Consider the following 22,039-nt stretch of genomic DNA (forward strand, 5'->3'; position numbering starts at 1 on the left):
GATCAATAGGTGACGCGGATGCCGCCGGTGTAACGCCGGCCGAAGGTTTCACGCTCAATCGTCCGCACATCGGTGCCGACAAAGCGGCGGCCGGGGCCATTCAGCAGGTTGGACAAATCGGCATAGACTTCGATGTTCCGGGTGATGGCATAACGCGCCGACACATCGAGCTCGCCATCCTGGGCCCAATAAAAATCACCGCCCACACCCGGTTCACCCAGGCCATCGATCCAGCTGGAGCGATACTGGTAGGACACGCGGGCCGAGAAACCATACTTCTCGTAATACGGACCGATGTTCATCACGAAGTCGGAGGTACCGGGGAAGCGCACTTTGCTGCCGTCGGGAGTGGTGGCGTCGCCGCGGTTCACCGTCACGTTGGTCTGGATACCGAAGCCACCAATCCAGCTGTCCGACGCAAGGAAATTGTCCAGCTGCAGCTGGGCAGCAGCTTCAAAGCCGTAGACCTTGCCCTTGCCGCCGTTCAACGTGGTGGAGAAATTATAGACCGACCGGTCGACGCCGCCAGAGTTCAGGACGTCCGAACCGAACTGGCGGGTGAAACCGAACAGCACGTCGCGCACGTCCTTGTAAAAGGCGCCGAGCATGAAGAAGCCACCGCGGCTGGGGTAATATTCCCAGTACAGATCGACACCGCGGGTCTTCTCTGGGGTAGCATCGGGGTTGCCGCCGGAAACGGTCAAGTTTGCATCGTTGAAGGTGAAGTTCGGGCGCAGCACCGGGTAATCCGGCCGCGCCGCGCCGGTATTGAACGACAGACGCACCTTCATGTCGGGCGCGGCGTTCCAGTTGAAGTGCACGCTGGGATACACTTGGGTGAAGCTGCGATCGATGGTGGCCAGCACGGAGTTCGTCGCGGTGACCGCGCCGGGCGTGAGGGCACGGAACGCCGAGGCCTGGTTGTTCACCTGTTCGAAGCGCGCACCATAAACGATGCTGCCCCAATCCAGCTTGGTGACGGCCATCGCATAGCCGGACAAGACCTCTTCACGCACTTCGTAGAAGTTCGCAGTTTCGAATACATAAGGCGCAAAAGGCTGCACCTTATTGACCACGTCAATAATGTTCTGCTTGCCATGATAGGGGAAGGTGTAGCCCAACGGCAGTTGGCCCTGATAATTGCCGGGAACGGCCACCCCCTGCAGGGTGGTCGGCACCCCAGCCGCGGTGAAGATGTTATTACCATTGAAGGTTGATGTGGCGCTGATGTCGAGCAGGCTCGAGTCAACTTTCTTGGCGCGATTGTCATATTGCAGGCCAACACTGAACTTGGTGTTGCCGAACAGCTCGGTTTCGCGGCTCACGTCGATGCGGCCAGTGTAGGCGTTGGTGGTATCCACCGCCCGCAGGGAGCGGATCCGGTTGAGCGGCGCCGCGAAATCGGTGATCGCCTGCACGCGATCACCGCGCGATAACGTGCCATTGGCGGCGCGCAGCGTGCGATACAGTTCCACTTTTGACAGCTGCGGATCGGTAAGGTCGTAAAACACTGTCGGGCGGCCGGTGGCGGTGACGCCATTGGTGCCGAACGCCGGGCTTTCATAGTTCAACTGCGACGGGAAGCTGCGATCATCCTTGGACTGGGTGTAGTTGCCGCGCCAGCTGACCGTCCAGGCATCGAACTTGTGATCGCCGCCGATGGTATTGATGAACACCGATTGCAAAAACTCGCGGCTCAGCACGTTCGCATTGATGTCGATGCCGTAGACCGTGCCCTTAAACGGCGTGTTCACGCAAGCATCGGCATAGCCGGTGGTGTTGGGGGCCAGCACGTTGTTGGCGCAGGCAGTTGCCGCGTTGGGCGTGACGGACTCGCGGTCATCCAAGTCAAAGATGAAGTTGCTGCGCAGTTCGTTGTCGGTGAAGGCTGAATAGATCGACGTGACAAACAGCTTGTTGTCACTGTCCGGCGCCCATTCCAGCCGGCCAGAGACGCTGTAGTTCTTGCGGGTCAGGCGATACAGCTTGTTTTCGGTTTCACGCGCCCACACGCGGCGGTTGGTACCGCCAATGTTGATCAGGCCATTGGGGTCTTCGTTCGAACCGACCGGGCGCAGATCGCGGCTGACCGTTTCGAAATCGGTTTCGAAATTGTCGGTGGCCATCGTGCGCTCATAGTAGCTGCCCGAGATGACCGCACCGATCTCACCGATCCCGGTTTCCCAGCGATCAGAGATCACGCCGGTGGCTTCATATTCCTTGCCACCGCCCAGATCGACATAGCCGATGCCGCCGCGCGCCGCGACGTGCAAGCCCTTGTAGTCGAAGGCGGAGCGGGTGATGACGTTGATGTTGCCGGCGATCGTCTCGGCGGTCATGTCCGGCGTCACCGCCTTGCGCACGATCACCTGGGTAGCAATCGCCGACGGGATCGAGTCAAAGCGCGCATCGCGGCCTTCCGGCGAGATGACGTTGATGCCGTCGAACGACAGGGTGGTCCAGTTCAGCGGCGAACCGCGCAGGTTGATGTAACGGGCCTGACCCTGGTCGCGCTGCACAGCAATGCCGGGCAGGCGGGACACGGCCTGGGCGATGTTCTGGTCGGGCAGACGGCCCACGGAGTCAGCCGACAGCACGCTGACCAGCTGGTCGCTGTTCTTCTGCACCAGCAGTGCGGCACGTTCCGATTCGCGGATCGGGCGCTCACCCGAAACGACGATCTCGCCATCGGCGGTGGTGGTGGTTTCACCGGCGCGGGCGCGGGCGGCCTGATCGCCGCCAGCCTGATCGGCAGCTGCCATCACCTGCGCCATGGCGGGCGAGCCGGCCAGGCTGGCCAGCAGAGCAAGACGAAGCGCGGCGGTGCCGCGGGCAGACAGGTTGAAGTTCATGACAAGGCCCCACTGCGCCAAACCCGGTGTTCGACAGACTTGGAGGTCGCTAACCAGCCCAGGTTACGGAATGGTGACTTTCAGATGACGTTTGGGTGGCTGTGATATGTCGAATTCATGACGAGGCATCCGGGCAACAGGCCGAACCCCGTCAGGGCAGCGGCAAAAAGCGCCAGGCCCACACGGCCATGCCGCCCGCAATGCCGACGGCATAGGGCAGATCGGCGCCCACCTGCACCAGCCGCGGTGCATTGTCGCCGGTGACGCCGGCCACAGCCAGCCCGCGGCGCAGCAGCATCAGCGCCAGCACGCCGCCGGCAATTGCGATCAGCGCCGCCAGCGTGCCCAGAGCTGCCTAGCAGGCCGAACGCAAAGAAGTCTCCGCCTTCCGCCCAGTCAAAGCCAGGCGTGCCCAGGCCGAACAACACGGCGCCGCGCTTTGGTGGTGCCAACATCGCTCCCGACCGTCATGGCGTAGACATAACGAGCCGCATCACGCCTGCCGAAGGCTCTTATTGCGCCAGTGTCTTCACGGCCGCAGCGGCTGCCGAGGCGCGATTTTCAATCCCCATCTTTTCGAAAACCTGTTCGAGATGCTTGTTCACGGTGCGCGGAGAGATGCCCAAGATCTCGGAAATCTCACGGTTGGCCTTGCCGCGGCTGATCCACAGCAGCACTTCGGCTTCGCGCTCGGTCAGGCCATGGCGCTGGGCCAGCAGTTTCTCATCGGCACCTTTCAGCGTTTCGGTAAGACGGAAATGCCGCTCTTCGCCCTTGGTGGCCACGGCGGCAAACTCCACCCGGCCGTCGGCAAAATCCTGCTTCACCCGCGCCTCGCCCTGGGCCAGCCGCTGCAACTGGCCGGCCAGTGCCAGTGGCAGCTGCCCGCCTACCGCCACGCCAAAGCGGCGATCAAGAATCGCAGCGCTCTTAGGCGTCGTCCACAACACCCGCCCTTCCCCATCCAAAGCCAGCAGCGGCCGGTTACTGGCATCCAGCGCGCCCTGCGCGCCAGCGGCAATGCGGGCATTTCCCAAATGCACTTTCAGCCGCGCCAGCAGTTCGGCCAACACGATGGGCTTTTTCACATAGTCCACGCCGCCGGCCGCCAGGCCATCGAGCACATTTTCGGTTTCAGTCAGCCCGGTCATGAAGATCACCGGCACGGATGCCAGTGCCGGATCGGCCTTGATGCGCCGCGTCGTCTCGAACCCGTCGATGCCCGGCATCACCGCATCCATCAGCACCAGATCGGGCAATTCCGCAGCCAGGCTGGCGAGTGCGGCGTGGCCATCCCGGGCAATGCGCACGCCATAGCCTTCGCCTTCCAGCGTGTCGGTGAGGAAGCGCAGCGAATCCGGCGCGTCGTCCACCACCAATATGGTGGTGTGATGGGTTTCGGTCATGGCGTCTTCTCCCCGTTCGCGACCTCAGGCTGCTGTTCTGCCAGCAACTTCTGAAAGGCAGCAAGATCAAACGCATCCAACGCCGCGGTCAAGCGCGCAACCAGCGGGCCAGCGGCGGGCACGGCTTCGGCCAAGGCAACCAGCGCCGCCGACAGCCCGCGCACATGGCCGGTGCGCGCCAGCCGCGCCAGTTCGGCCAGATGGGCGCGTGCCGCATCGGGCAGCGCAGCAACCGGGGCCACATCCGGGACGCTGCCTTCGTAAACCCAGATCAGGCCAAGCTGGCGGCCCAGCATGCCAAACAACAGTTGCTGGTCCACCGGCTTCAGCACAAAGCCATCATGATCGCCGGTGCCGACCACGCCCACCAGTTCACTGGCATTGCCCGACACCATCAATATGCCGATCTCGCGGCCAAAGCGTTCCCGCAGGCGGCGCGCCACTTCCCAGCCGCCCAGCCCCGGCATCGACACATCGAGCAGCACCAGATCGGGCCGGCCGAGTTCCGCCAGCGACAGCCCGGCACCGCCCGATCCGGCCACAAACAGGTTGAAACCGATCGGGCGCAGCAATTCCTGCCACAGCGCCAACTGGCCGGGATCATCATCAATGGCCAATATGGTGCGGCGGCGGCCTTCATAGGCGATCGGCAGGCCGCGCGCCTGATCATCGGGCGGGACGGCATTGGGCTGCGGCAGCAACAGGCGCAGCAGGAAACGGCTGCCGGCGCCAGGCTCACTCTTCACGCCGATCTCGCCACCCATGATCTGTGCCAGCATGCGCGACAGCGACAGACCCAGCCCAATGCCCGGCGCCACGCCGGATGCGCGGCCGCCGCCACGATCAAACGGCTGGAAAATGCGTTCCATATCCTCGGGCGCTATGCCGATGCCGGTATCGGCCACGTCGAATTCCGCCACCATCGACCGATAGCGCACCGATAGGGTAACGCTGCCGGTTTCGGTATATTTGATCGCGTTGGAAAGCAGGTTGATCAGCACCTGGCGCAGCCGTCGCTCATCGGCCAGCACCCAGGTCGGCAGGTTGGGCGGCAGGCTGAAGACAAATTCCAGGCCCTTGTTCTGCGCTTCGATGCGGAACATGGCGGCGACCTGCTCCACCAGCGCCCGCAACGCCACCGTCTCGCGGTTCAGCTTCATCACGCCGGATTCGATGCGGCTGATATCGAGCAGGCCTTCGACCAGATCGGCCAGATGTTCGGATGAGCGGCGGATGATGCGCCCGGCTTCGGTGGGGGTGATGGCGGCGCCGCGCTCCAGCAGCTGGGCATAGCCGTGAATGGCGTTCAACGGCGTGCGGATTTCGTGGGACAGGCCCATCAGAAACTGCGTCTTGGCCTGGTTGGCGGCTTCGGCCACGGCGCGCGCCTGTTCCAGCGCCGCGATGCGGGCGGCGGGATCGGTGTCAGCCGGATGCGGGCCGGGCACGTTCATCGCCCTGCCTCCACCCCAGTTATCGTGCCGTCTGATCGCAACCCCATGATCCTGTTTGTTCGCAACTGCAGCAAACAGCCTAAACCGATGTGCCAAAGTTGCAAATCATGCCACGGCAGGCAAAGTCTGCGCGCTACTCATTTGCAACAGGGGATAGATATGCGGAAACAGGCGGCGATGCTGGTGGCGGGTGCATTGGCAGTGCAAACAGCGATGGCCAGCGCCCAACCGGTGGGTGTGGCCGAAGCCAACACCGCCGCCGCCATCACCCGCATCAAGGCGCTGAATCCCAAGCTGAACGCGGTGATCGCGGTTGATCCCACCGCGCTTGATCAGGCGCGCGCGCTTGATCGCCAGCGCAAGGCGCGTGGGCTGTTGCATGGCCTGCCGATCCTGGTGAAGGACAATGTCGACATGGCCGGGCCCTTGCCCACCACCGCCGGCAGCCTGGCCCTGAAAGACAATGTGACCGGCCGCGATGCGCCGTTCCTGGCCCGCCTGCGCGGTGCCGGTGCCGTACTGCTGGGCAAGACCAACTTGTCCGAATGGGCGAATATCCGCGCCGATGCCTCGATCTCGGGCTGGAGTGCGGTTGGCGGCCAGACCCGCAATCCGCACGCACTTTCGCGCAACACCTGCGGATCATCATCGGGCAGCGGCGCGGCGGTCGCAGCGCAGATGGTCGATGCCGCGATCGGCACTGAAACCGATGGCAGCGTCACCTGCCCGGCGGCGATGAACGGCATCGTGGGCATCAAGCCCACGGTCGGCCTGGTCAGCCGCACGCATGTCGTGCCGATCAGCCACAGCCAGGATACAGCCGGGCCGATGACCCGCGACGTGACGCTGGCGGCGCGCTTGCTCACCGTTATGGCCGGCAGCGACCCGGCCGATCCGGCAACGAAGGAAGCTGACGCACGCAAAACCGATTATGTCGCCGCCTTGAAGCCCGACGCGCTGAAGGGTGCCCGCATCGGCGTGCTGCGCTGGGCAACCGGCTGGCACACGGGTGTCGATGCCCGCTTCGAGGCTGCACTTGGCGTGCTGAAGGCGCAGGGCGCCGTGCTGGTCGACATCACCACCGCCCCCAATCGCCGGGAGATTGGGCCCAACGAATTCACCGTGCTTCTGACCGAGCTGAAGGCCGACATGGCGGCGTATCTGGTCACCACGCCGGCCAATGTGAAGCCGCGCACGCTGGCTGACCTCATCGCCTTCAACAAGGCCAATGCGGCGGCAGAAATGGGCCTGTTCGGGCAGGACGCGTTTGAAAAGGCCGAAGCCACAAAGGGGTTGACTGATCCGGCCTATCTGAAGGCCCGCGAAACCTCGCTGCGGCTGGCCGGCAAGGAAGGCATCGACAAGATGCTGGCCGATGCCAAGGTGGAGGTGTTGGTTGCCCCCACCACCGCGCCGGCCTGGTTCATCGATTCGGTCAATGCCGATCAGTCACCTGGCGGCGGCGCCGGCGGGCTGGCTGCAGTGGCCGGTTACCCGCACCTCACCGTGCCGATGGGCGGCGTGCGCGGCCTGCCGGTGGGGCTGAGCTTCATCGGCCCAGCGTGGAGCGACGCCCGGCTGTTGGCGCTTGGCTATGCCTTCGAACAGGCGGCCCCTGCTATGAAGCTGACGCCGGCCATGGTGCAGACAGTGGAGGAGAGCCCTGAAGTGCAGAAGCTGTTTGCGCCCTCCGTCCGGTAGAAAGCGTAAGGGTTCCAGGCCGCGGCGGAGCATGGCGGATCCCTAAACCCGCAACCCAAACCGGGATGGGCCAGGGCAATCGGGATGGATCTAGGCTGTTGGGTCACTACTCGCTGCGGATCCACCTGGCACACGTCACCACCAAACCACTAACAGGTTTCGCGACAGGGCGCTGGCGTATTAGCACAACAGCCACAACACCCCTGTTGCCGATGATTTTGAAGCTGTGACTTTCCACCTCGATCCTTAGCGGGATCGAGCCGGGCCAAGTTATCCGGCACGGGCGACCCCGGCTGTCAGCTTGCTGGCGCTGTTTTCACTTGCTCTTCATCACCCACACGCCATCCCATGCCTCCGTCGGCGGGCTTGCCAAGAGAGCCTGACAACGATCGATATAGGTTTGTGAAAGGCTATCGCTCGGATTGAGCTGTAGGCAACGTTCAAAGCGCTGAATGGCGCGATCGAACTTGCCTCCACGATAATCCACCATGGCTTCGCCGAAATGGTTGACCACGTCCATAAGGTTCGGGAAGCTTTGGGTGTCATGAAAGTCGAGGATTTCGAACACCCGGACCGGCTGCGTCTTGCCTTTGACGACAACCAGGTCGATGTCGCGAAGGCGATACGTTCCGCGCAGCTTAGACACTGTGGATTCACTCGCAAGAATTCGCGCCGAATAAGCCTTACAGGCGCTCTCCAAACGTGAAGCCAGGTTCACACCGTCTCCAATAACTGTATAGTCCATACGTTTGGGGCTACCGATATTGCCGGACACCACATTATCGGTGTTGAGACCGATACCCATGTCAACGGTTTTCAGACCCTGCGCCTTGCGCACGATGTTCCATTCCCAAAGTTCCTGGATCATTGTAATCGCGGCGCGCACGGCGCGATCAGGATCGTCACCTTGGGCGACCGGCAGACCAAAGCAGGCCATGATCGCGTCGCCAATGAACTTGTCCAGCATCCCACCTTCGCGGGTAATGCAATCAACCATCATCGTGAAATACTGATTGAGGAACTGTACGGTACCCTGCGCCCCAGATTCCTCTGTAATAGCCGTAAAACCGCGCACGTCGGTGAACATGATGGTTGCTTCGGCACTGACGCCACCAAGAAGATCAAGTCCGTCGTTCTCCAGCATCTTTGCAGCGATTACAGGATCCATATAGCGTGACATCGTCGATTTCATACGTTTTTCACTGCTGATATCTTCGAACATCAGCATCGAGCCGAGCGACTTATCATCTGCTGCACGCAATGGCATGAACGTGATGTTGACCGATTTTTCCTGGGCGCCCACCGAAAGGGTGGTGTCAGGGTAGAAGCTGCTCTCTTGGCTGGCCCGGGTGTGTTCGAGTTGGTCCAGGACCCACTGGCCATTTTCGCCCAGCATGTCGGCCAGCGGTTTGCCAATGAGTTCCGTTTCAGATGCGGCCCATATGCGTGCTCCGGCGGCGTTGCTGGTTACGATTATGTTGTTGGCGTCAAGCGTGAGGACGCCGTTAGACATGCTTTGCAACATGCTTTCATTGTAGTTTTTCATCCGTTGCACATCATCGAAAAGCTTCGAGTTTTCGAGCGCAATCGCGATCTGCGCGGTAAACGCCTTCAAGCGTTGCTCATCCTCGTCGGAGAAGCTACCGCCTTTCTTGTTGAGCACCTGCGCCACGCCGATCGCGCGATTTTCCTTGTTGATGATGGGAACGCACAAGATCGATCGTGTGAAGAAGCCGGTCTGCCTGTCGAAGGCAGGGTTGAACCGCAAGTCTGCATAGGCATGCGGAATGTTCATTGTCTGGCCAGCGGTGAAAACGGCACCAGCGATACCTATATTTGCCGGAAAGCGAATTTCCGAGATATCGCCGCCGGTGCTCACCCGTGAAAACAATGTGCCAGTTGCGGTATCGTGCAGGAATATCGTCGCACGTTCAGCGCCCAGCATCTTCGTTGTCTCGCTGACTGCACGCTGCAAAAGGCGGGAAAGGTCGAATTCTGAATTGATGTCCGAGACAAGTTCCAGAAACGCCATTTCCTTACCGCGGATGCGTTCAATCTCTTCCAGATATTGCATGCTCTGAAGGATGGTACAGGCTTGGTTGGTGATATCCTGCAGAAGATCGAGATCTGTGTCTGTAAATGCGCCATCTCGGCGATTTAGGCTTTGAATTACCCCGATAATTTCACCCGAGGCGGCATAAAGCGGTACGCAGATGACATTGCGTGTCACAAAGCCCGTGCGATCATCAACCGATTGATTGAAGCGAGGGTCATCGTATGGGTTGTCACTGCGCACGGATTCGCCCGATCGGAACACGTGACCGGCGATACCACTGCTGTTGAGTATGCGAATTTCGCGGGTGAGATTTCCCTCTGCGACGCGGGAATAAAGCTCGCCTGTCTTGGGGTCGTTTAGAAACAGGGTGCCGCGCTCGCAGTCCAGCTCACGCGAAGTTAGATGCACCAGTTCGGCAAGCACGGAGTTCAGATCGGTGAGGCTGGCGCAACGGCGGGTGACTTCCAGCAGCACATTCGCGCGGCGCAAAGCCTCGTCGCGGCGGGTGCGGCGCGCGACCGAGCGGCTGATACCGGTCGGATTTTCGGCGTTCATGCGTTAGTTTCCAGTTGGATGCGGAGCAATTTGATATGTTCCTTGAGAACTTCCTGATCGCGATGGGCCTGCGCCTCTTGCGACCGAAGTGATTGGGCGGCATCGGCATTGGCGCTGTCCAGTTGAAGACGAAGCGCATTGACCGCCGAACGAAGCTGATCGGTTTCTGCCGCATGCGCTGCACGCAGCGCCTGCAATGCGGCCTCCGAAGCAATTGCCTGGCTATCCAGCCCATCCCGCAATGCCTGAACGGTATCCTTTAGGTCAGCAATGTCTTGGGCCATGGCAGCCCGCGCGCTTTGCACTTCGGTTTGGGTTTGTGCGGCGGCCACTTCCAGCGCGTTGCGTAGCTGGCCTATTGTCGAATGCAACTGCAGGTTTTGCGCGTGGAGCTCGGAGATCTCTGCCACTGCCATGGTCGCCAACGGCTTACCCTTCCCAACATGTCGTGCCGCGGCCCCATGGCTTTGTCGCGACAGGGGTTGCAACCGGGCAGTTGTTGTGCGGGTGAGACGAGTCAAAGCAAAGGCCTGTTGTCTTGCACCCTGCTGGACCCATAGGCCATTGGTTCCACGGCGCCCAAGTGCAACAACAACCGCTCTGCGCTCATCTTCGCTGGATGAGTTCAGGGCTCAGTTCCCATTGCGCGAACCATCTTGGGGCTTCCGTGTCAGTTCGCACCGAACGACGGCTGGCAAACGGACCAACACACTCTGGCCACAGGGCGTTTGCGTCCGGGTTGAACATTAGCGGTGAAATGAGGACGTTTCATACCGCGCTTGGCCAAACATCAATCCAGTTTTCAAAGTGCATCAATGCAGGGCCTCCACGCGACTGCGACCCACATGGCGCACGTGTGAGACCTGCGTAGCCCTGATGTGGCACAAAGCTTGTTAACCACCTGAAATCAAACACCGTACTGCCGTTGTGCGGGGGGAGGCAGAAAGCGTGCGGCATCACAATATGAAATCGCGGAAATCCTCCAATGCCACATCCCTTGGACGCCACCCAGCAAGCTGCTCATTCGTGCCGCCCGCAAGCCGTTCAGCTTTAGGTATCAAAGCGACCTCTGGCTTGGCCCACTCTTCAAACTCATCTTCAGTTTCCTGTGGGAGATATATCCGATAGTGGATCATTCTGCTGCGTGCATCTTTGGGCCTGTTGCCAGTCCCTCTGACACAGAGTGCTCTCTTTTTCGCGGTGCCGGTGCATGGAAGGTCGTATCACACGACCATTCCCGACCGTACCCAGCACCGCATTCAAAACACCGTGCCAGCGGCCCGGCGCACAGCCAATGAGCGCGGATTCGGCAAACAAATCTGCTTATGATCCGTTTATGCGAAATTCGAGCTCGCGAGCTGTTTTGCCGATAGCATAAGCCCTTGAGACAAAAAGCGAAGCTATGGTGCACCCGACAGGATTCGAACCTGTGGCCTCTGCCTTCGGAGGGCGGTTGATATTGAGATTATGACATATATTACAATGCGTTATGTCATATTGAACATTGCTGTGCACGATTTGTGCAGAACAATGAAGCGCCCATGGTGGCGGAATATGCCAGCGCCCGCATAGCTCGCACGAGAGCGACAAAAGAAAGCAGGAAAATTGCAGAGTTTGTGGCGCAAGGTATCTTGCCTCGAAACGCAATCCAGCGGAGTGTCCGCCATGAGGCAGGGAAGCCAGCGCAATAGAATGCAGATTTACAGGCGGCGATCCCTGCAAATTTCATAAGGATGCCTCAATGCACCCCTTAGACCTGCGCATTCTCCGCACGTCAACCAACGGCAGCGAAATTGATAAGGTGATCGAGAAATCGCTTTCGGAAGGTGATTTCGATGAAAATATAATTAATATTGTGAGAGCTCGTTCAAATGAAGATGGATATATTCCATCAAATCGATTAGCTGCAAAAATTGTAATTAAAACAAAAGACGTATATTTTCTAGATATGTGGTTTTCTCCTTTAAAATTCGCTCCAAATTATTTGTTGGTAGAATTTTATCGAGAGAAAATTCAAGATAGCCGTATAGAGACATTGTTAGTTGAATATTTATACAAATACTCTTTGACGCCTTCAGATACTAACAAATTCAATATAGTAAGAGCGATACACGAGGTTGGATCGGTTGGCACGTTAGACACGCTCGACACAATTGAGCAGGAATTGCGAGACCGTGCGATCGTTGCAAAAAACTTTGGCAAAAACCTACCAGTGCCAGACGTATTTGAAGGAAAATTGCATGCTCAATTTTATGATTTGGTCTTGGCGGCAATTTTACAAGTAAAAGCAAGGAATTCTCAGCCTGTTGAAGACATATTTAAAAATGATATGGATAAATTCCCATCGTTATACATGCCAGACCATATAAACAAATTTCTAGATGAGGCAGAATTAAATCTAAAACGCGGCGACTATGTATCAGCAGCAAACAAGCTTAGATTTTTCTTAGAGGCGGTATCGAAATTTTTGAACGACCTTATTGACCCTGGAACACAAAAAGATTGGAATAAATTTATACAGCATTTAAAAGCTATGGAAAAACAGAACAATCTAAATTTCATTTGGCAAGGGAAAACATCGCGTTTTCCACCCATGCTTGAAGCACATCTTCGAGCTGCCAGTCATATAGCGAATGCTGGATCTCATTTTTTAGGGTCGGACTATCAAATAAGAGGTGAAGATATCCTTCCATACCTAGAAATAGGGAGGTTAATACGTGCGGATGTGATCGAATGGCTGAAAACTCTTAAGTGAGACGCCGAAGCATCTGTATCCACATCATCTCAGCGTGAGATTGATGCTCATCAAGCGCTGATGGACCAAGCCATCGATGAACGGGAACGACTGAAAGATTAGGAGCTGCCGCATATGCTTAGCAGCGAACCCAAGGCATTTACAAATGACGAGGACAGCAAACTGGCAACCGTCATCCCATATGATCGAGATCGCTCCGTATAGCTCGAACTCGGATCACTCTTTAGCGGTCACGGTGTCATAGAGACCGTAACGCGTAAGCCCTTCGTGGCTGTTGATGCCCGTGTACCGCAGCGATGCATCTTCGTAGCGACGGAACGCGAACACTGCCTGGTTCATGCGCTCTGTGTTAAATACCTTCAAGCGGACCAGCAGGTGGAAATCGCTGACACTTAAGCCAGTGACAATCTGAAATAAATCGGGTTCAAGCTTCGTGATCACGTCTTGAAGCGTGTTTTCGCGGAAATCGGTCAGATACATGAAGGCAGGAATGCGGGTAGCGAACTTTATAAGCTTTTCCTGAACTAGCTTGCGCTTAGATTTGTATTCCTTTTCTTCATCCGTAAGCTCCTTCTTCTCCTTAGGGGTTAAGCCAACTCGCTTCTCCTTGCCCTTAAGCCCTTTGACCTTGTCATTCTTGTTGATGATGGTCTCGATGATATTGTCTCCAAGAGCGCGCCAGCCCTCGATGCGCTCAACCGCTGCCATCGCCTCAGGATTGTCGAGGACGCGTCGCAGGGTATCGTTATCGACGTTCACCAACATCGCCGATTCCCATTTGCGCGCCAGTAGCGTGCCAGAGGTGCCAGCCATGGCGATGTCGAGAATGCCGCCTGCATCGATCTGGGTCATGTTTGCCCCATCGTATGCAAGCACGGGCAGGAACGAGACCAACTCCCTCACCGCATTCTCAGGGTTTGTCTCTCCAGGTGATAGACCGATGCCGTAGTCAGATAGCTGCCTCAACGCTCGTGTCGGTGCGAAGTCGAACACGAAGCAAACTGGCTTCACGATCTCGTCCTCGTTCGGATTGTCACCATGCGGGTTTTTGATCGACCAAGGAGACTGCACACGGAAGGCAGCTTGAAAATAGGTCTCTGGCGATTTTAGATTGCGCAGCATCAAGATCGAGGACCACTGCGGTATCGTCACACCAGTCGTCAGCTTGCCGCATGAAAGCGTGATCGTCTTTGTATCAAAGCCATTGCCGATCGCTTTGCGAACTGGCGGAACGGCATCAAGACCGATGCCCGCCTGTGATCCAGCAGCGAGAATGACCTTGTAGCCATGCCAGAATGTGTTGTGCCTTTCCGCAAGCAAGTTCGCCATCGCATGACAGGCAGCGACATTCGGCAAGAACCAGAACGAATGCTGGAGATAGGGCAGCAATCTTGCATCTGAATAAGGAAACGGGGGACGCGTTCCTGTCTTCAAGCTTTCGACGGTCTGCGGAACATATGCACCGCGAATGATCTCAAGCCATTTTTGAACGTCGCTCTTGTGCGTGAAAGCAGCCTTCTCGCCTGTGCCCTTCGCCGCGAAAAACTCGTTCAGATCAAACTCGTCGAACTCACCTGCACTGGCAATCGCCAAAAGCTCGTCTGGCATCTGGTAGGTGAGCAATCGCATCTGCGGCAGAGCAGCATACGGGTTGCGCTTGTTGGGATATTCTACGGCAAACTCAGCCTTTGCGCGCTGCTCGTCGGTGTAGTTCCAATTGAAGATTTGCTCTTCAATAAACTCGCCTGTCGCCAGTGCCTTAAACGGCGTCCCAGACAGATAAACATATGCGCGGGCGGTGATGGGCAGGAAATTTGCTTCGTTGGCAGACAGGTCTTCAAGATCGTCATTCACTGCATCCAAGCCCGCAGCATACTCGAGCTTTTCCTCACGCTTTGCGTCGTCCTCGCCCTCGAACAATTCTTTCGCCGTGTCCCGCCATGCGCCGAAGTGATACTCGTCGAACACGACCAGATCCCAATTGATCGTGTGCAGCCACTCGTTGCGCGCTTTGATGGCGCCTGTCGCTTTGTCACGACCGAGCAGGTCTTGAAACGAACCGAAATAGACGACTGGCTTGCTCGCATCGACCTGAGTTGGGTCGTTGTCAGATTTGCGCGACAGATATTGCCAGCCCTCGAAATCCACATGAGATTCAAGATCAGTCTGCCATGCGTCTTCGACGGCAGGCTTGAAGGTGACCACGAGCACGCGCTTTGCATCAAGCTTCTTGGCAAGCTGATATGCCGTAAACGTTTTTCCAAAACGCATCTTCGCGTTCCAGAGAAAGCGCGGCACCTTCGTTTTATCTTCACGCCAGATCGACGTGAAATAGCTGTATGTTTTTTCGACGGCTTCGGCTTGCTCTTGTCGCGGCGGAAATGTCTCGCTGCGGCTTGCTGTAAACTTCTGTCCCGTGCGTAGCTCATTCAGGACCGTTCGAACGTCAGCAACAGTGCATCGCATCCATTCGAGCCGCGGGTTCTCAAAACCTTTCTTTTTGAGCGCAGCTCTGAATGCGTGATCGGTGATGATTGAGCCGTCATCACGCGCAGCAGGTTCGTCCAGTTCGACTGTGAACTCTATCGCAGCCGTCTTCACCTGCTCCAAAATGCGCTGCTTCACATCGCGTGTCGTCTGCCCGATCTTCAGCAACCCATCATGCGAGTTGCTGTTGATCGCATAGGCATAGATGCGCGGATGCACATCGGGCTTTGGCGCGAGGATTTCGGAGATGGGTTTAGCCATCTGAGCCATCCATCGGACGGATCATGCTGTCGATAAACGCACGCTCATCGTCGTTAATCCCGTACTTCATGTACAATACTTCATCACTCCAATCTCTGTCCATCGCCAGATCAGGAACAAATAAGAATCGTTCGCTATAAATGTCTTGTGTATTTTTTCGTAATGATACAAGAAATCGAACGAATTTTGTTAAAAGATATTTCGAAAAATACTTTGCAGACAACTCATCTTTGAAGCGATCAATTACCAGATATGTTTCGGAGCAGCATGAATCTGGTTCAGCTACAATAGGGTAATTGTAAATCTGATGAGGGAATCCGTCACCTGCGCCATAAGCGCGTCCCAACAAAACCTTCCATTGATCGACCCACGCCTCATTGCGTGGAACATCAGCCCTTTCAATAAAAGTATCACCTCCATTTCCTATCACTCTCACTGGTCTGTAAAGACCTGATCGGTCTTTAGCTCCACGAAAGTTTGTACGAATACTAAATGGTTGGATCGGTGAAACTTTACGAGCCAGATTTCCGACGCCTTCGCTTTCTGTAAGCGAAAGAACTTTTTGCAGAATAGGAACTGCTTCATTTCGGCGAACTAAGATATCGTAAGAACACAAGGATCGCCTCATGGGAGGTGATGTAAGCTCACCGCCGTGAATCGTGCTTACTTCGCAATCCCCCTGCCACGAACTATCCCAGAGAAAATACGACACACCTCCTTTGATCTGTGTGCCCGCGAAAGCCTCTGATGCGTCAGGAAAATCGACCAATCTCGAAATACGTTTATCGCTGAGCATTTCGCTTCGGAAATCGTCAAGTCCTCGTCCGCCAGCGAACCAACGCGACGGAGTTACCATGACAATATATTTAGGGTCTAACTCTTTTGCGGCTGTAACAAACTTGTGATAAACAGGCATTGCGAACCCGCCTACAGCTTCACCGCCGCTTTGACCGAGTTGATACGGAGGGTTTCCGATTATTACATCAAACTGCATTTCGTCTCCGAACAAATCTGTTAGACGAGCCTTTGGATCGTCGGTGTGTATCAACGCATACGCATACGTTTCTAAGTTATCACCGCGATCATAATCTTTCTGACCTGCATTGCAGAAAATACATTTTCCATCCCGCCACGTATGCTCCGTCCGCTCAAACCAGATATTGCCGCTCTCATTCTCGAACGTTGTCGCAACGGAATGTTCGCCGTTGGCATATTTCGAGCAGTAGAGGCTGCGACGGGCGAGCAAGCTTGTCAGGCGTGTGATCGCAATTCCATAGACCTGCTTGGTCAGAATGTGATCGACGCGCTCTTGCAGGTCGGGGATCTCAGCTTCGAGTCCCTTGATCAGCCGCGTTGCGATTTCGCGCAGAAAGATGCCAGACTTGGTGAACGGATCAAGAAAGCGGACGGAGCTGTCTGACCATATATCTGCGCCATCATGACGTTCTGCCCACGCTTCAGCGAGCGTGTCGAGCATGCGGTTGGCGAACTCAGGCGGTGTGAAAACTTCATCGTTTGACAGGTTGGCGATGCATGTCAGCACATCGGGATTGCGCCCGCGCAGGGCAAAACTCGCCTGATCGTTCATTACGCCCCCAACGTACCTATGCCGCGTTCGCTAAATCGCTCACTGTAAACGGAGGATATACCGAAGTTGGCGTAAAAATCTCATGTTTTCCAAGGTGTGAGAACAAAGAGTCTTCAGCAGCGAAGCTCGACATGCCCGTCAGCACATCAAGTCGGAAATCACGGCGCTGAAACTTGCCTTTGCCCAGATAGCCCCATTCGACCACGTTGATCGGTTGCCCCGTCATGTCCTTCATCGTCATCGCGTCACCATGAACGAGATTTTGCGACAGCACGAAGAAAGCGGCGCGATACAGATCGTCGGTTTCATCAATCTTGAGATAATCGGCAAACGGCACAAGCATGTTTGCTCGGCATTCTGCGATGTTGTCTTCCAGAAGCTCAACGCCATAGCAGCACATCAATCCGAGCAGCGCATAATGCCGCTTTTCGAAGTCCGACTTGCCAAACTTCAGTTCGACCGCTGCGAGCTTGCGCTGAAGGATAGGGACGAGAAAATTGCCGCTGCCGCATGCTGGTTCGAGAAAGCGAGAGTCGATGCGCTCCGTCTCGCCCTTCACCAGATCAAGCATCTTCTCCACGAGCCAGTCTGGCGTGAAAACTTCACCATGATCGGCAACACGTTTTTTGGATTTGATCAGGCTCATAACTGAACCTGACGTTATAGGGAGAAGGTTGCGGTGTCTATGCGAGGGAAATCAGATCAGAGGTTTGATACGATCAAGCGTCCACAAACGCCCCCTCATCATTCTGCGTTCCGTAGACATACCCGCCCAACGCGTGATGCCATTGACCTCGGCGCATTCTCCAAAGCCGCCCCCATTCACGCCTGGATAGCGGCAATCGAGGGTAGCGGGCGGCAGGATTGGTATGAGCCGCTGTCTCGGCGTAGGATGGCAAGGCAATGAGCTACCCCATCGTCAAATCCCGACGTCAGCATATTCGGCTGTGGTTCGAGTTCTACAAGCTCGCCCTCGATGACCCTGCCCTTCAAGCCAATCTCGCCAAGGTTCGCACCTTCTATGAGCCGTGGGGTGACCCCAGAGGTTTGGACTTCCGTGAATGGTGGAAGGATCACGGCTACCTGTTCGGCGGCACTCAGGTCGAGGAGATTACCAAGGTATCGAAGGCTCCGAACGTTCTGAACCTTTCGATCCCGCTGAACCTAGCCGTCACCAAGACGCTGCCAGAGATCAAGGCGCTGATCGAGGCGAAGCAGCGGGAACGGCTCGAGCACCTTGGATTGGATCCGAAGGCTGCCAAGTCCCTGACTGCTGGGTTCGGTACCTACGAGATCAACGCAAAAGAGCTTCGTGGGCGACCGCTCCACGAAGCTCATGTGATCTACTGCATCTGGCTGGAAATGGGGAAGCCGACGATCAACTCGGCGTTCCTCCAGGCGGTTCGAGACCGTCTGCGGAACCGCCCGAAAGCCAAGTGGCTACCTAGCTTCCTGCTACGGGAAGCCGAGCTTGACCGAAAAGGAAACCTCCGCTTTGCCGAAGAGCAAATTCGGCAAATGCGGAGGTCCATCAAGAGGGCTCAGGACACGTGCCTAGCGGTCTCTAAAGGGCGGTTTCCAGATTGAGTTCATCGGAGAAAACTATCCCAGCATTTGGAGCATCTGCAGGGTGCAAATAGGCGTCGAGGCTGTCACCCAATCGAGGATGAATTTCCGAACACTCATCTAAGATCCAGCTCCAGTCGATCCCGCTGGAGAAATCGAATTTTACCAAAGCATGTACAAACTTATCTGCGATATCTTCGCCGATTGAAGCATATTTCTCTTCGGTCCAGATGCCCTCTCCGTTGCACTTGGAGTTATGAGATACGATAAAATCCCTAAAATATTCTTCGCCATCCTTATCCGAGAACATCCATCCAAAATACTCCTGTAGACGAGTTTTATCACAAATAATCGGAAGCTGCGGGTACAAATCGGTCCGATAGATACGTCCATCGCTTTCGATCCGATATTTGCTGCTAATCAGGAGTTCGTACTCTCGACTTTTCAATGAATTCCAGACGCAGGATCGCAGAATAGAATCATTGATGATATCACAAACCTTTGCCCAGTGTTCTGACCTAACTGGGAATTCGCCGTTGATGAACATCTCGAGGAATTCAAAATGTTTCGATAGCTCGGACAAATAGGCATCGACGAATTTGTATTCGGTCCAATCAAGATTGATAACGTTTCCATCGAACCACTCAAAAGTGACGGGATATAGCTTGATCCTTTTGGGGCTGTTTTTCTTACTGAAATAGATTTCAGATCTCTCCACGAAGACATTTGGATAGATGGCGGCAACGTTTTTGAGTGCGTTTTGATCAGTCATTACGCAGTCTCCTGCTGAGAGGCACGAACCTGCTCGACGATGCGTTCAATCCACTCTTCCAGTGGGCGACTTTCAATTTTCCACAAAACTTCCTGCCAAATATCATACGTTTCCATTCCCCACTTATCGAGGGTGTATGATACGGCATTAATATCTTCACGAAGGGAACGGATGCGGTTGGTCGCTGCTAAGAAGTTCTGCTCGGAGATCGGGACACGAGGACCGATGTACTCCTTGAGATATTCGCAGAGCTGATCGTCGGATTCCTGTTCCGTAGCAAGCTTATCCCAAAACGGAGCCAGAACATCATTCTGCCCTTTGGCATATTCCTCGTTGAGTTCCGCCATACGCTCTATAAAGTGATCTGCAAATTCATCGAAGAGTTCCAAACTACGAACTTCATCCAAGAATTCTTCCGTTTTCATTTTCTCAAAATTTTCCATCTTTAATTCTCCATATTCATCATCAAGAACCATTCCTGATATTTTCAATATATGAGAATTCGGAATTCATTCTTAGGACCACGGTTCCCATCAAGATCTGTCCGAAGCGTGTTTCAAGCCTTCAGGAGCAGCACCGTGACAGGTTTCAGATCCTTGCCGATGAAGCCCTCGATCTCCTTGGCGATCTTGGCAGCATCGGAAGCCTGCTCGACCTGGTATGCGGCGAACGAACCTGACCGATGACCAGCCACGAGTGTCCGCAGGGAAGCCAGCTGGGTGGTTTTCTTCTGGATGACCTTCACTGGCGAACCAGCCACTGAGCAGGCTTCCCAGCGTTCTCCAGGTCCAATGCCATCTTGATACCCAGACGGATCACTTGGCTGACCGTGACGTCCCGTTCTTGGCTGAACGCCTCGATCTTCTCCTTCAGCATCAGGGGAACTCGACAAGCGATCAGGGTGTTTTCAAATCCGTTAGATGATGGTTTATCCATTCGTGATATCCTTTTTGATATAAGTTATTGGTATTTAATGATTTAAATGAACTTTGATGATTGCCTTCGGCAAAGCCGAAGGCAAATCGAGCGAAGCTCGATGCATTGATTTTATTGAATAATCTTGAAGGGTCGATTTTGAGCATACTTCTCCTTCCGCAGGAGAACGTATGCCCAGCGATCTTGAAGTGATCGACCGTCGCATCCCTGTGAGAACAACCCTTGCGGGTAACGGAGGTTAGCCGATCTCGTTTTACGTTCCGCTTCATTCCAACGGATCCACCGAAGAGCCACAGGGCGACTGCCTTCGGTAGCGGGAGTTGCTTCTTCTCAGAGCCCCCATCTCGCTTCAGAGCCTGTCGGCTCATCCGCTTTTAGGCTGATGCGTGAGAGGTTCTCGGTGTCCCTTACTGAATTCCAACCGCCATATCCCTATGTGCAGCCTCGACAGGTTTGGATCACACCCACAGCATATGTAAGTTTTCAGCCAATCTTATTTATACCGAGTTGCACCGCAGCCAGGGCTCTGGGCGCAAATAATTTTACAGGGAGCGGCTACCGCCGCCAGACAGGCTCGAGAAGCGATACAGGATCTTGCGGTTGGGGCGTGGGTTGGTCAACGGACCGACCAAGACCCAAATCTCATCACCTTCGACTTGCACGCCGTGGACCTTGTCGGACTGAGGGCGAAGGTTGGTGCAAGGGATATAGCGCTTGGAGTTCTCGCCAGGACGGGTGACCTCAAGGCGGTTGCCCGCAGGATCATACAGCGCATACCCCGTGGATGGCATATACCCCTCTCAGACCTCGATGATACCGCTGGTCCAAGCCATACTATGATCGTGTCCCCGCCACGGCTGATTTTTCGCTTCGAGCGTGGCTGTGAACGTGAACTTGATCCGCTCCTGATGGGCAAGATCGTCACGATTGATTTCTTGGTACCCAGTGACCTTACCACCGAAGAACGACTTCTCTGCCTTGGTTTGGTGGAACAGGATTTCACCGCCAATTAGGCTCTCAGCCTGCTCGGGTGAAAAATCCCACGCTTCCGACGTGTACTGATGATCGCCGCCAATCTTATCGATACCCTTCGGACGCTTTGTAACTTCGTCGTTACGGCAGATCAGGTGAACAGCTTTCATCTCAGCCTCTCCATCGGGGCGCTTGGGAACAGGTTATAAAATAGCAAAAATATAACCAGCCCCTTTAAGCTGTTGATCCAGAATCTCTTTCTCCTGCGCACTGACAATGTACGACCCATAACGGTTATATTATTGGTAAAAACCACAGAAATATAACCACTTAGGGGTTTTCGATGGGTCTCGGGAAGCAGGCTAAAATTCTCAACCGCTCACAGGTCGAGGCGGTGCTGAACCACATCAGCGGACGCCGTTACGGTCTGCGAAACCAAGTCATCTTCCTGCTGTCGATACGGGCAGGACTTCGGGCGAAGGAGATCGCTGCCTTGAGATGGTCGATGGTTGTCGGGGCTGACGGTGAGGTGGGAGAGTACATCCATCTGACCAACGATGCCTCGAAGGGGCAGTCTGGTCGGATCATTCCGATCAACAAGCAGCTTCGGGCATCGCTGGTGGAGCTTCTTGAGCAGGGACGTGGCAGCCCAACCGCCTACGTGATCAGGACTGAACG

Annotated in this window: 18 protein-coding genes; 4 read left to right on the top strand and 14 right to left on the bottom strand. The window is 55.7% G+C overall.

The genetic code is table 11. From position 1 onward, the window contains the following. Positions 1-2: 2 nt before the first annotated feature. The 4 genes from G566_RS0111435 to G566_RS14285 all read right to left on the bottom strand — a co-directional run bounded on the left by G566_RS0111435 (position 3) and on the right by G566_RS14285 (position 5,712). Positions 3-2,852 carry a TonB-dependent receptor gene (locus G566_RS0111435; RefSeq protein ID WP_040605610.1) on the bottom strand — a complete coding sequence of 950 codons (2,850 nt, stop codon included), beginning with the start codon at positions 2,850-2,852 and terminating at the stop codon, positions 3-5. A gap of 151 nt (positions 2,853-3,003) precedes the next feature. Further along, positions 3,004-3,150, bottom strand: coding sequence for a hypothetical protein (locus G566_RS15465; RefSeq protein ID WP_156874507.1), 147 nt, complete (start codon positions 3,148-3,150; stop codon positions 3,004-3,006). 214 nt (positions 3,151-3,364) lie between these two features. Beyond that, positions 3,365-4,258 carry a response regulator transcription factor gene (locus tag G566_RS0111445; RefSeq protein WP_029131591.1) on the bottom strand — a complete coding sequence of 298 codons (894 nt, stop codon included), beginning with the start codon at positions 4,256-4,258 and terminating at the stop codon, positions 3,365-3,367. Then, complete coding sequence (locus G566_RS14285; protein WP_040605611.1) at positions 4,255-5,712, bottom strand: ATP-binding protein; 1,458 nt, start codon at positions 5,710-5,712, stop codon at positions 4,255-4,257. The genes G566_RS0111445 and G566_RS14285 overlap by 4 nt, the downstream gene beginning before the upstream one ends. Positions 5,713-5,871: 159 nt before the next feature. Here G566_RS14285 and G566_RS0111455 point away from each other — a divergent pair, with 159 nt between their 5' ends. Beyond that, positions 5,872-7,413 (top strand): amidase, encoded by a 1,542-nt coding sequence (locus G566_RS0111455; protein WP_029131592.1) that lies wholly within the window; start codon positions 5,872-5,874, stop codon positions 7,411-7,413. Positions 7,414-7,729: 316 nt separating this feature from the next. On the opposite strand, the gene G566_RS0111460 is transcribed toward G566_RS0111455, so the two are convergent. Both G566_RS0111460 and G566_RS0111465 read right to left on the bottom strand, forming a co-directional pair. Next, positions 7,730-10,024, bottom strand: a complete 2,295-nt coding sequence (locus tag G566_RS0111460; RefSeq protein ID WP_022680812.1) for an adenylate/guanylate cyclase domain-containing protein — start codon at positions 10,022-10,024, stop codon at positions 7,730-7,732. After that, the gene (locus tag G566_RS0111465; RefSeq protein ID WP_029131594.1) at positions 10,021-10,449 is read right to left on the bottom strand and encodes a hypothetical protein; all 429 of its coding nucleotides are present in this window, start codon (positions 10,447-10,449) and stop codon (positions 10,021-10,023) included. Before G566_RS0111465 ends, G566_RS0111460 begins: the two co-directional genes overlap by 4 nt. Before the next feature lie 1,316 nt (positions 10,450-11,765). Between G566_RS0111465 and G566_RS15470 the strand changes: the two genes are divergently transcribed. Further along, positions 11,766-12,779 (top strand): hypothetical protein, encoded by a 1,014-nt coding sequence (locus tag G566_RS15470; protein ID WP_156874508.1) that lies wholly within the window; start codon positions 11,766-11,768, stop codon positions 12,777-12,779. Positions 12,780-12,995: 216 nt separating this feature from the next. On the opposite strand, the gene G566_RS0111475 is transcribed toward G566_RS15470, so the two are convergent. Genes G566_RS0111475 through G566_RS0111500 form a run of 3 tightly spaced genes read right to left on the bottom strand, consistent with a single transcriptional unit; the run spans position 12,996 to position 17,761 of the window. Beyond that, a complete protein-coding gene (locus G566_RS0111475; protein WP_022680815.1) occupies positions 12,996-15,527 on the bottom strand; it encodes a DEAD/DEAH box helicase family protein in 2,532 nt (843 codons plus the stop codon). Further along, positions 15,520-17,115: an Eco57I restriction-modification methylase domain-containing protein gene (locus tag G566_RS14290; protein ID WP_040605612.1), complete on the bottom strand. Its 1,596-nt coding sequence runs from the start codon at positions 17,113-17,115 to the stop codon at positions 15,520-15,522. The genes G566_RS0111475 and G566_RS14290 overlap by 8 nt, the downstream gene beginning before the upstream one ends. Positions 17,116-17,131: 16 nt before the next feature. Continuing rightward, the gene (locus tag G566_RS0111500; RefSeq protein ID WP_022680820.1) at positions 17,132-17,761 is read right to left on the bottom strand and encodes an N-6 DNA methylase; all 630 of its coding nucleotides are present in this window, start codon (positions 17,759-17,761) and stop codon (positions 17,132-17,134) included. Positions 17,762-18,018: 257 nt separating this feature from the next. Between G566_RS0111500 and G566_RS0111505 the strand changes: the two genes are divergently transcribed. Beyond that, positions 18,019-18,702, top strand: coding sequence for a hypothetical protein (locus G566_RS0111505; protein ID WP_022680821.1), 684 nt, complete (start codon positions 18,019-18,021; stop codon positions 18,700-18,702). Here the strand turns inward: G566_RS0111505 and G566_RS0111510 are convergent. The 5 genes from G566_RS0111510 to G566_RS14295 all read right to left on the bottom strand — a co-directional run bounded on the left by G566_RS0111510 (position 18,680) and on the right by G566_RS14295 (position 21,531). Then, positions 18,680-19,453, bottom strand: a complete 774-nt coding sequence (locus tag G566_RS0111510) for a hypothetical protein (protein WP_022680822.1) — start codon at positions 19,451-19,453, stop codon at positions 18,680-18,682. The genes G566_RS0111505 and G566_RS0111510 overlap by 23 nt on opposite strands. Continuing rightward, a complete protein-coding gene (locus G566_RS0111515) occupies positions 19,453-19,929 on the bottom strand; it encodes a hypothetical protein (protein WP_022680823.1) in 477 nt (158 codons plus the stop codon). The genes G566_RS0111510 and G566_RS0111515 overlap by 1 nt, the downstream gene beginning before the upstream one ends. 80 nt (positions 19,930-20,009) lie before the next feature. After that, on the bottom strand, positions 20,010-20,198 hold the full coding sequence (locus G566_RS0111520; protein WP_022680824.1) for a hypothetical protein: 189 nt from the start codon (positions 20,196-20,198) through the stop codon (positions 20,010-20,012). Next, positions 20,195-20,329, bottom strand: coding sequence for a hypothetical protein (locus G566_RS15875; protein ID WP_022680825.1), 135 nt, complete (start codon positions 20,327-20,329; stop codon positions 20,195-20,197). Before G566_RS15875 ends, G566_RS0111520 begins: the two co-directional genes overlap by 4 nt. Positions 20,330-21,189: 860 nt before the next feature. Next, complete coding sequence (locus G566_RS14295) at positions 21,190-21,531, bottom strand: hypothetical protein (RefSeq protein ID WP_022680826.1); 342 nt, start codon at positions 21,529-21,531, stop codon at positions 21,190-21,192. A 173-nt stretch (positions 21,532-21,704) separates the two neighbouring features. Between G566_RS14295 and G566_RS14300 the strand changes: the two genes are divergently transcribed. After that, on the top strand, positions 21,705-22,039 hold a 335-nt coding region (locus G566_RS14300; RefSeq protein ID WP_022680827.1), incomplete at its 3' end, for a site-specific integrase.

This window comes from Sandarakinorhabdus limnophila DSM 17366 (genome assembly GCF_000420765.1).
Taxonomy (GTDB): Bacteria; Pseudomonadota; Alphaproteobacteria; order Sphingomonadales; family Sphingomonadaceae; genus Sandarakinorhabdus; species Sandarakinorhabdus limnophila.

What these genes read in the sequence shown, in the direction of transcription:
- G566_RS0111435 (WP_040605610.1), bottom strand. Translation starts at nt 2,852, where the DNA reads ATGAACTTCAACCTGTCTGCCCGCGGCACCGCCGCGCTTCGTCTTGCT.
- G566_RS15465 (WP_156874507.1), bottom strand. Translation starts at nt 3,150, where the DNA reads ATGCTGCTGCGCCGCGGGCTGGCTGTGGCCGGCGTCACCGGCGACAAT.
- G566_RS0111445 (WP_029131591.1), bottom strand. Translation starts at nt 4,258, where the DNA reads ATGACCGAAACCCATCACACCACCATATTGGTGGTGGACGACGCGCCG.
- G566_RS14285 (WP_040605611.1), bottom strand. Translation starts at nt 5,712, where the DNA reads ATGAACGTGCCCGGCCCGCATCCGGCTGACACCGATCCCGCCGCCCGC.
- G566_RS0111455 (WP_029131592.1), top strand. Translation starts at nt 5,872, where the DNA reads ATGCGGAAACAGGCGGCGATGCTGGTGGCGGGTGCATTGGCAGTGCAA.
- G566_RS0111460 (WP_022680812.1), bottom strand. Translation starts at nt 10,024, where the DNA reads ATGAACGCCGAAAATCCGACCGGTATCAGCCGCTCGGTCGCGCGCCGC.
- G566_RS15470 (WP_156874508.1), top strand. Translation starts at nt 11,766, where the DNA reads ATGCACCCCTTAGACCTGCGCATTCTCCGCACGTCAACCAACGGCAGC.
- G566_RS0111475 (WP_022680815.1), bottom strand. Translation starts at nt 15,527, where the DNA reads ATGGCTAAACCCATCTCCGAAATCCTCGCGCCAAAGCCCGATGTGCAT.
- G566_RS14290 (WP_040605612.1), bottom strand. Translation starts at nt 17,115, where the DNA reads ATGAACGATCAGGCGAGTTTTGCCCTGCGCGGGCGCAATCCCGATGTG.
- G566_RS0111500 (WP_022680820.1), bottom strand. Translation starts at nt 17,761, where the DNA reads ATGAGCCTGATCAAATCCAAAAAACGTGTTGCCGATCATGGTGAAGTT.
- G566_RS0111505 (WP_022680821.1), top strand. Translation starts at nt 18,019, where the DNA reads ATGAGCTACCCCATCGTCAAATCCCGACGTCAGCATATTCGGCTGTGG.
- G566_RS0111510 (WP_022680822.1), bottom strand. Translation starts at nt 19,453, where the DNA reads ATGACTGATCAAAACGCACTCAAAAACGTTGCCGCCATCTATCCAAAT.
- G566_RS0111515 (WP_022680823.1), bottom strand. Translation starts at nt 19,929, where the DNA reads ATGGTTCTTGATGATGAATATGGAGAATTAAAGATGGAAAATTTTGAG.
- G566_RS15875 (WP_022680825.1), bottom strand. Translation starts at nt 20,329, where the DNA reads ATGCTGAAGGAGAAGATCGAGGCGTTCAGCCAAGAACGGGACGTCACG.
- G566_RS14295 (WP_022680826.1), bottom strand. Translation starts at nt 21,531, where the DNA reads ATGAAAGCTGTTCACCTGATCTGCCGTAACGACGAAGTTACAAAGCGT.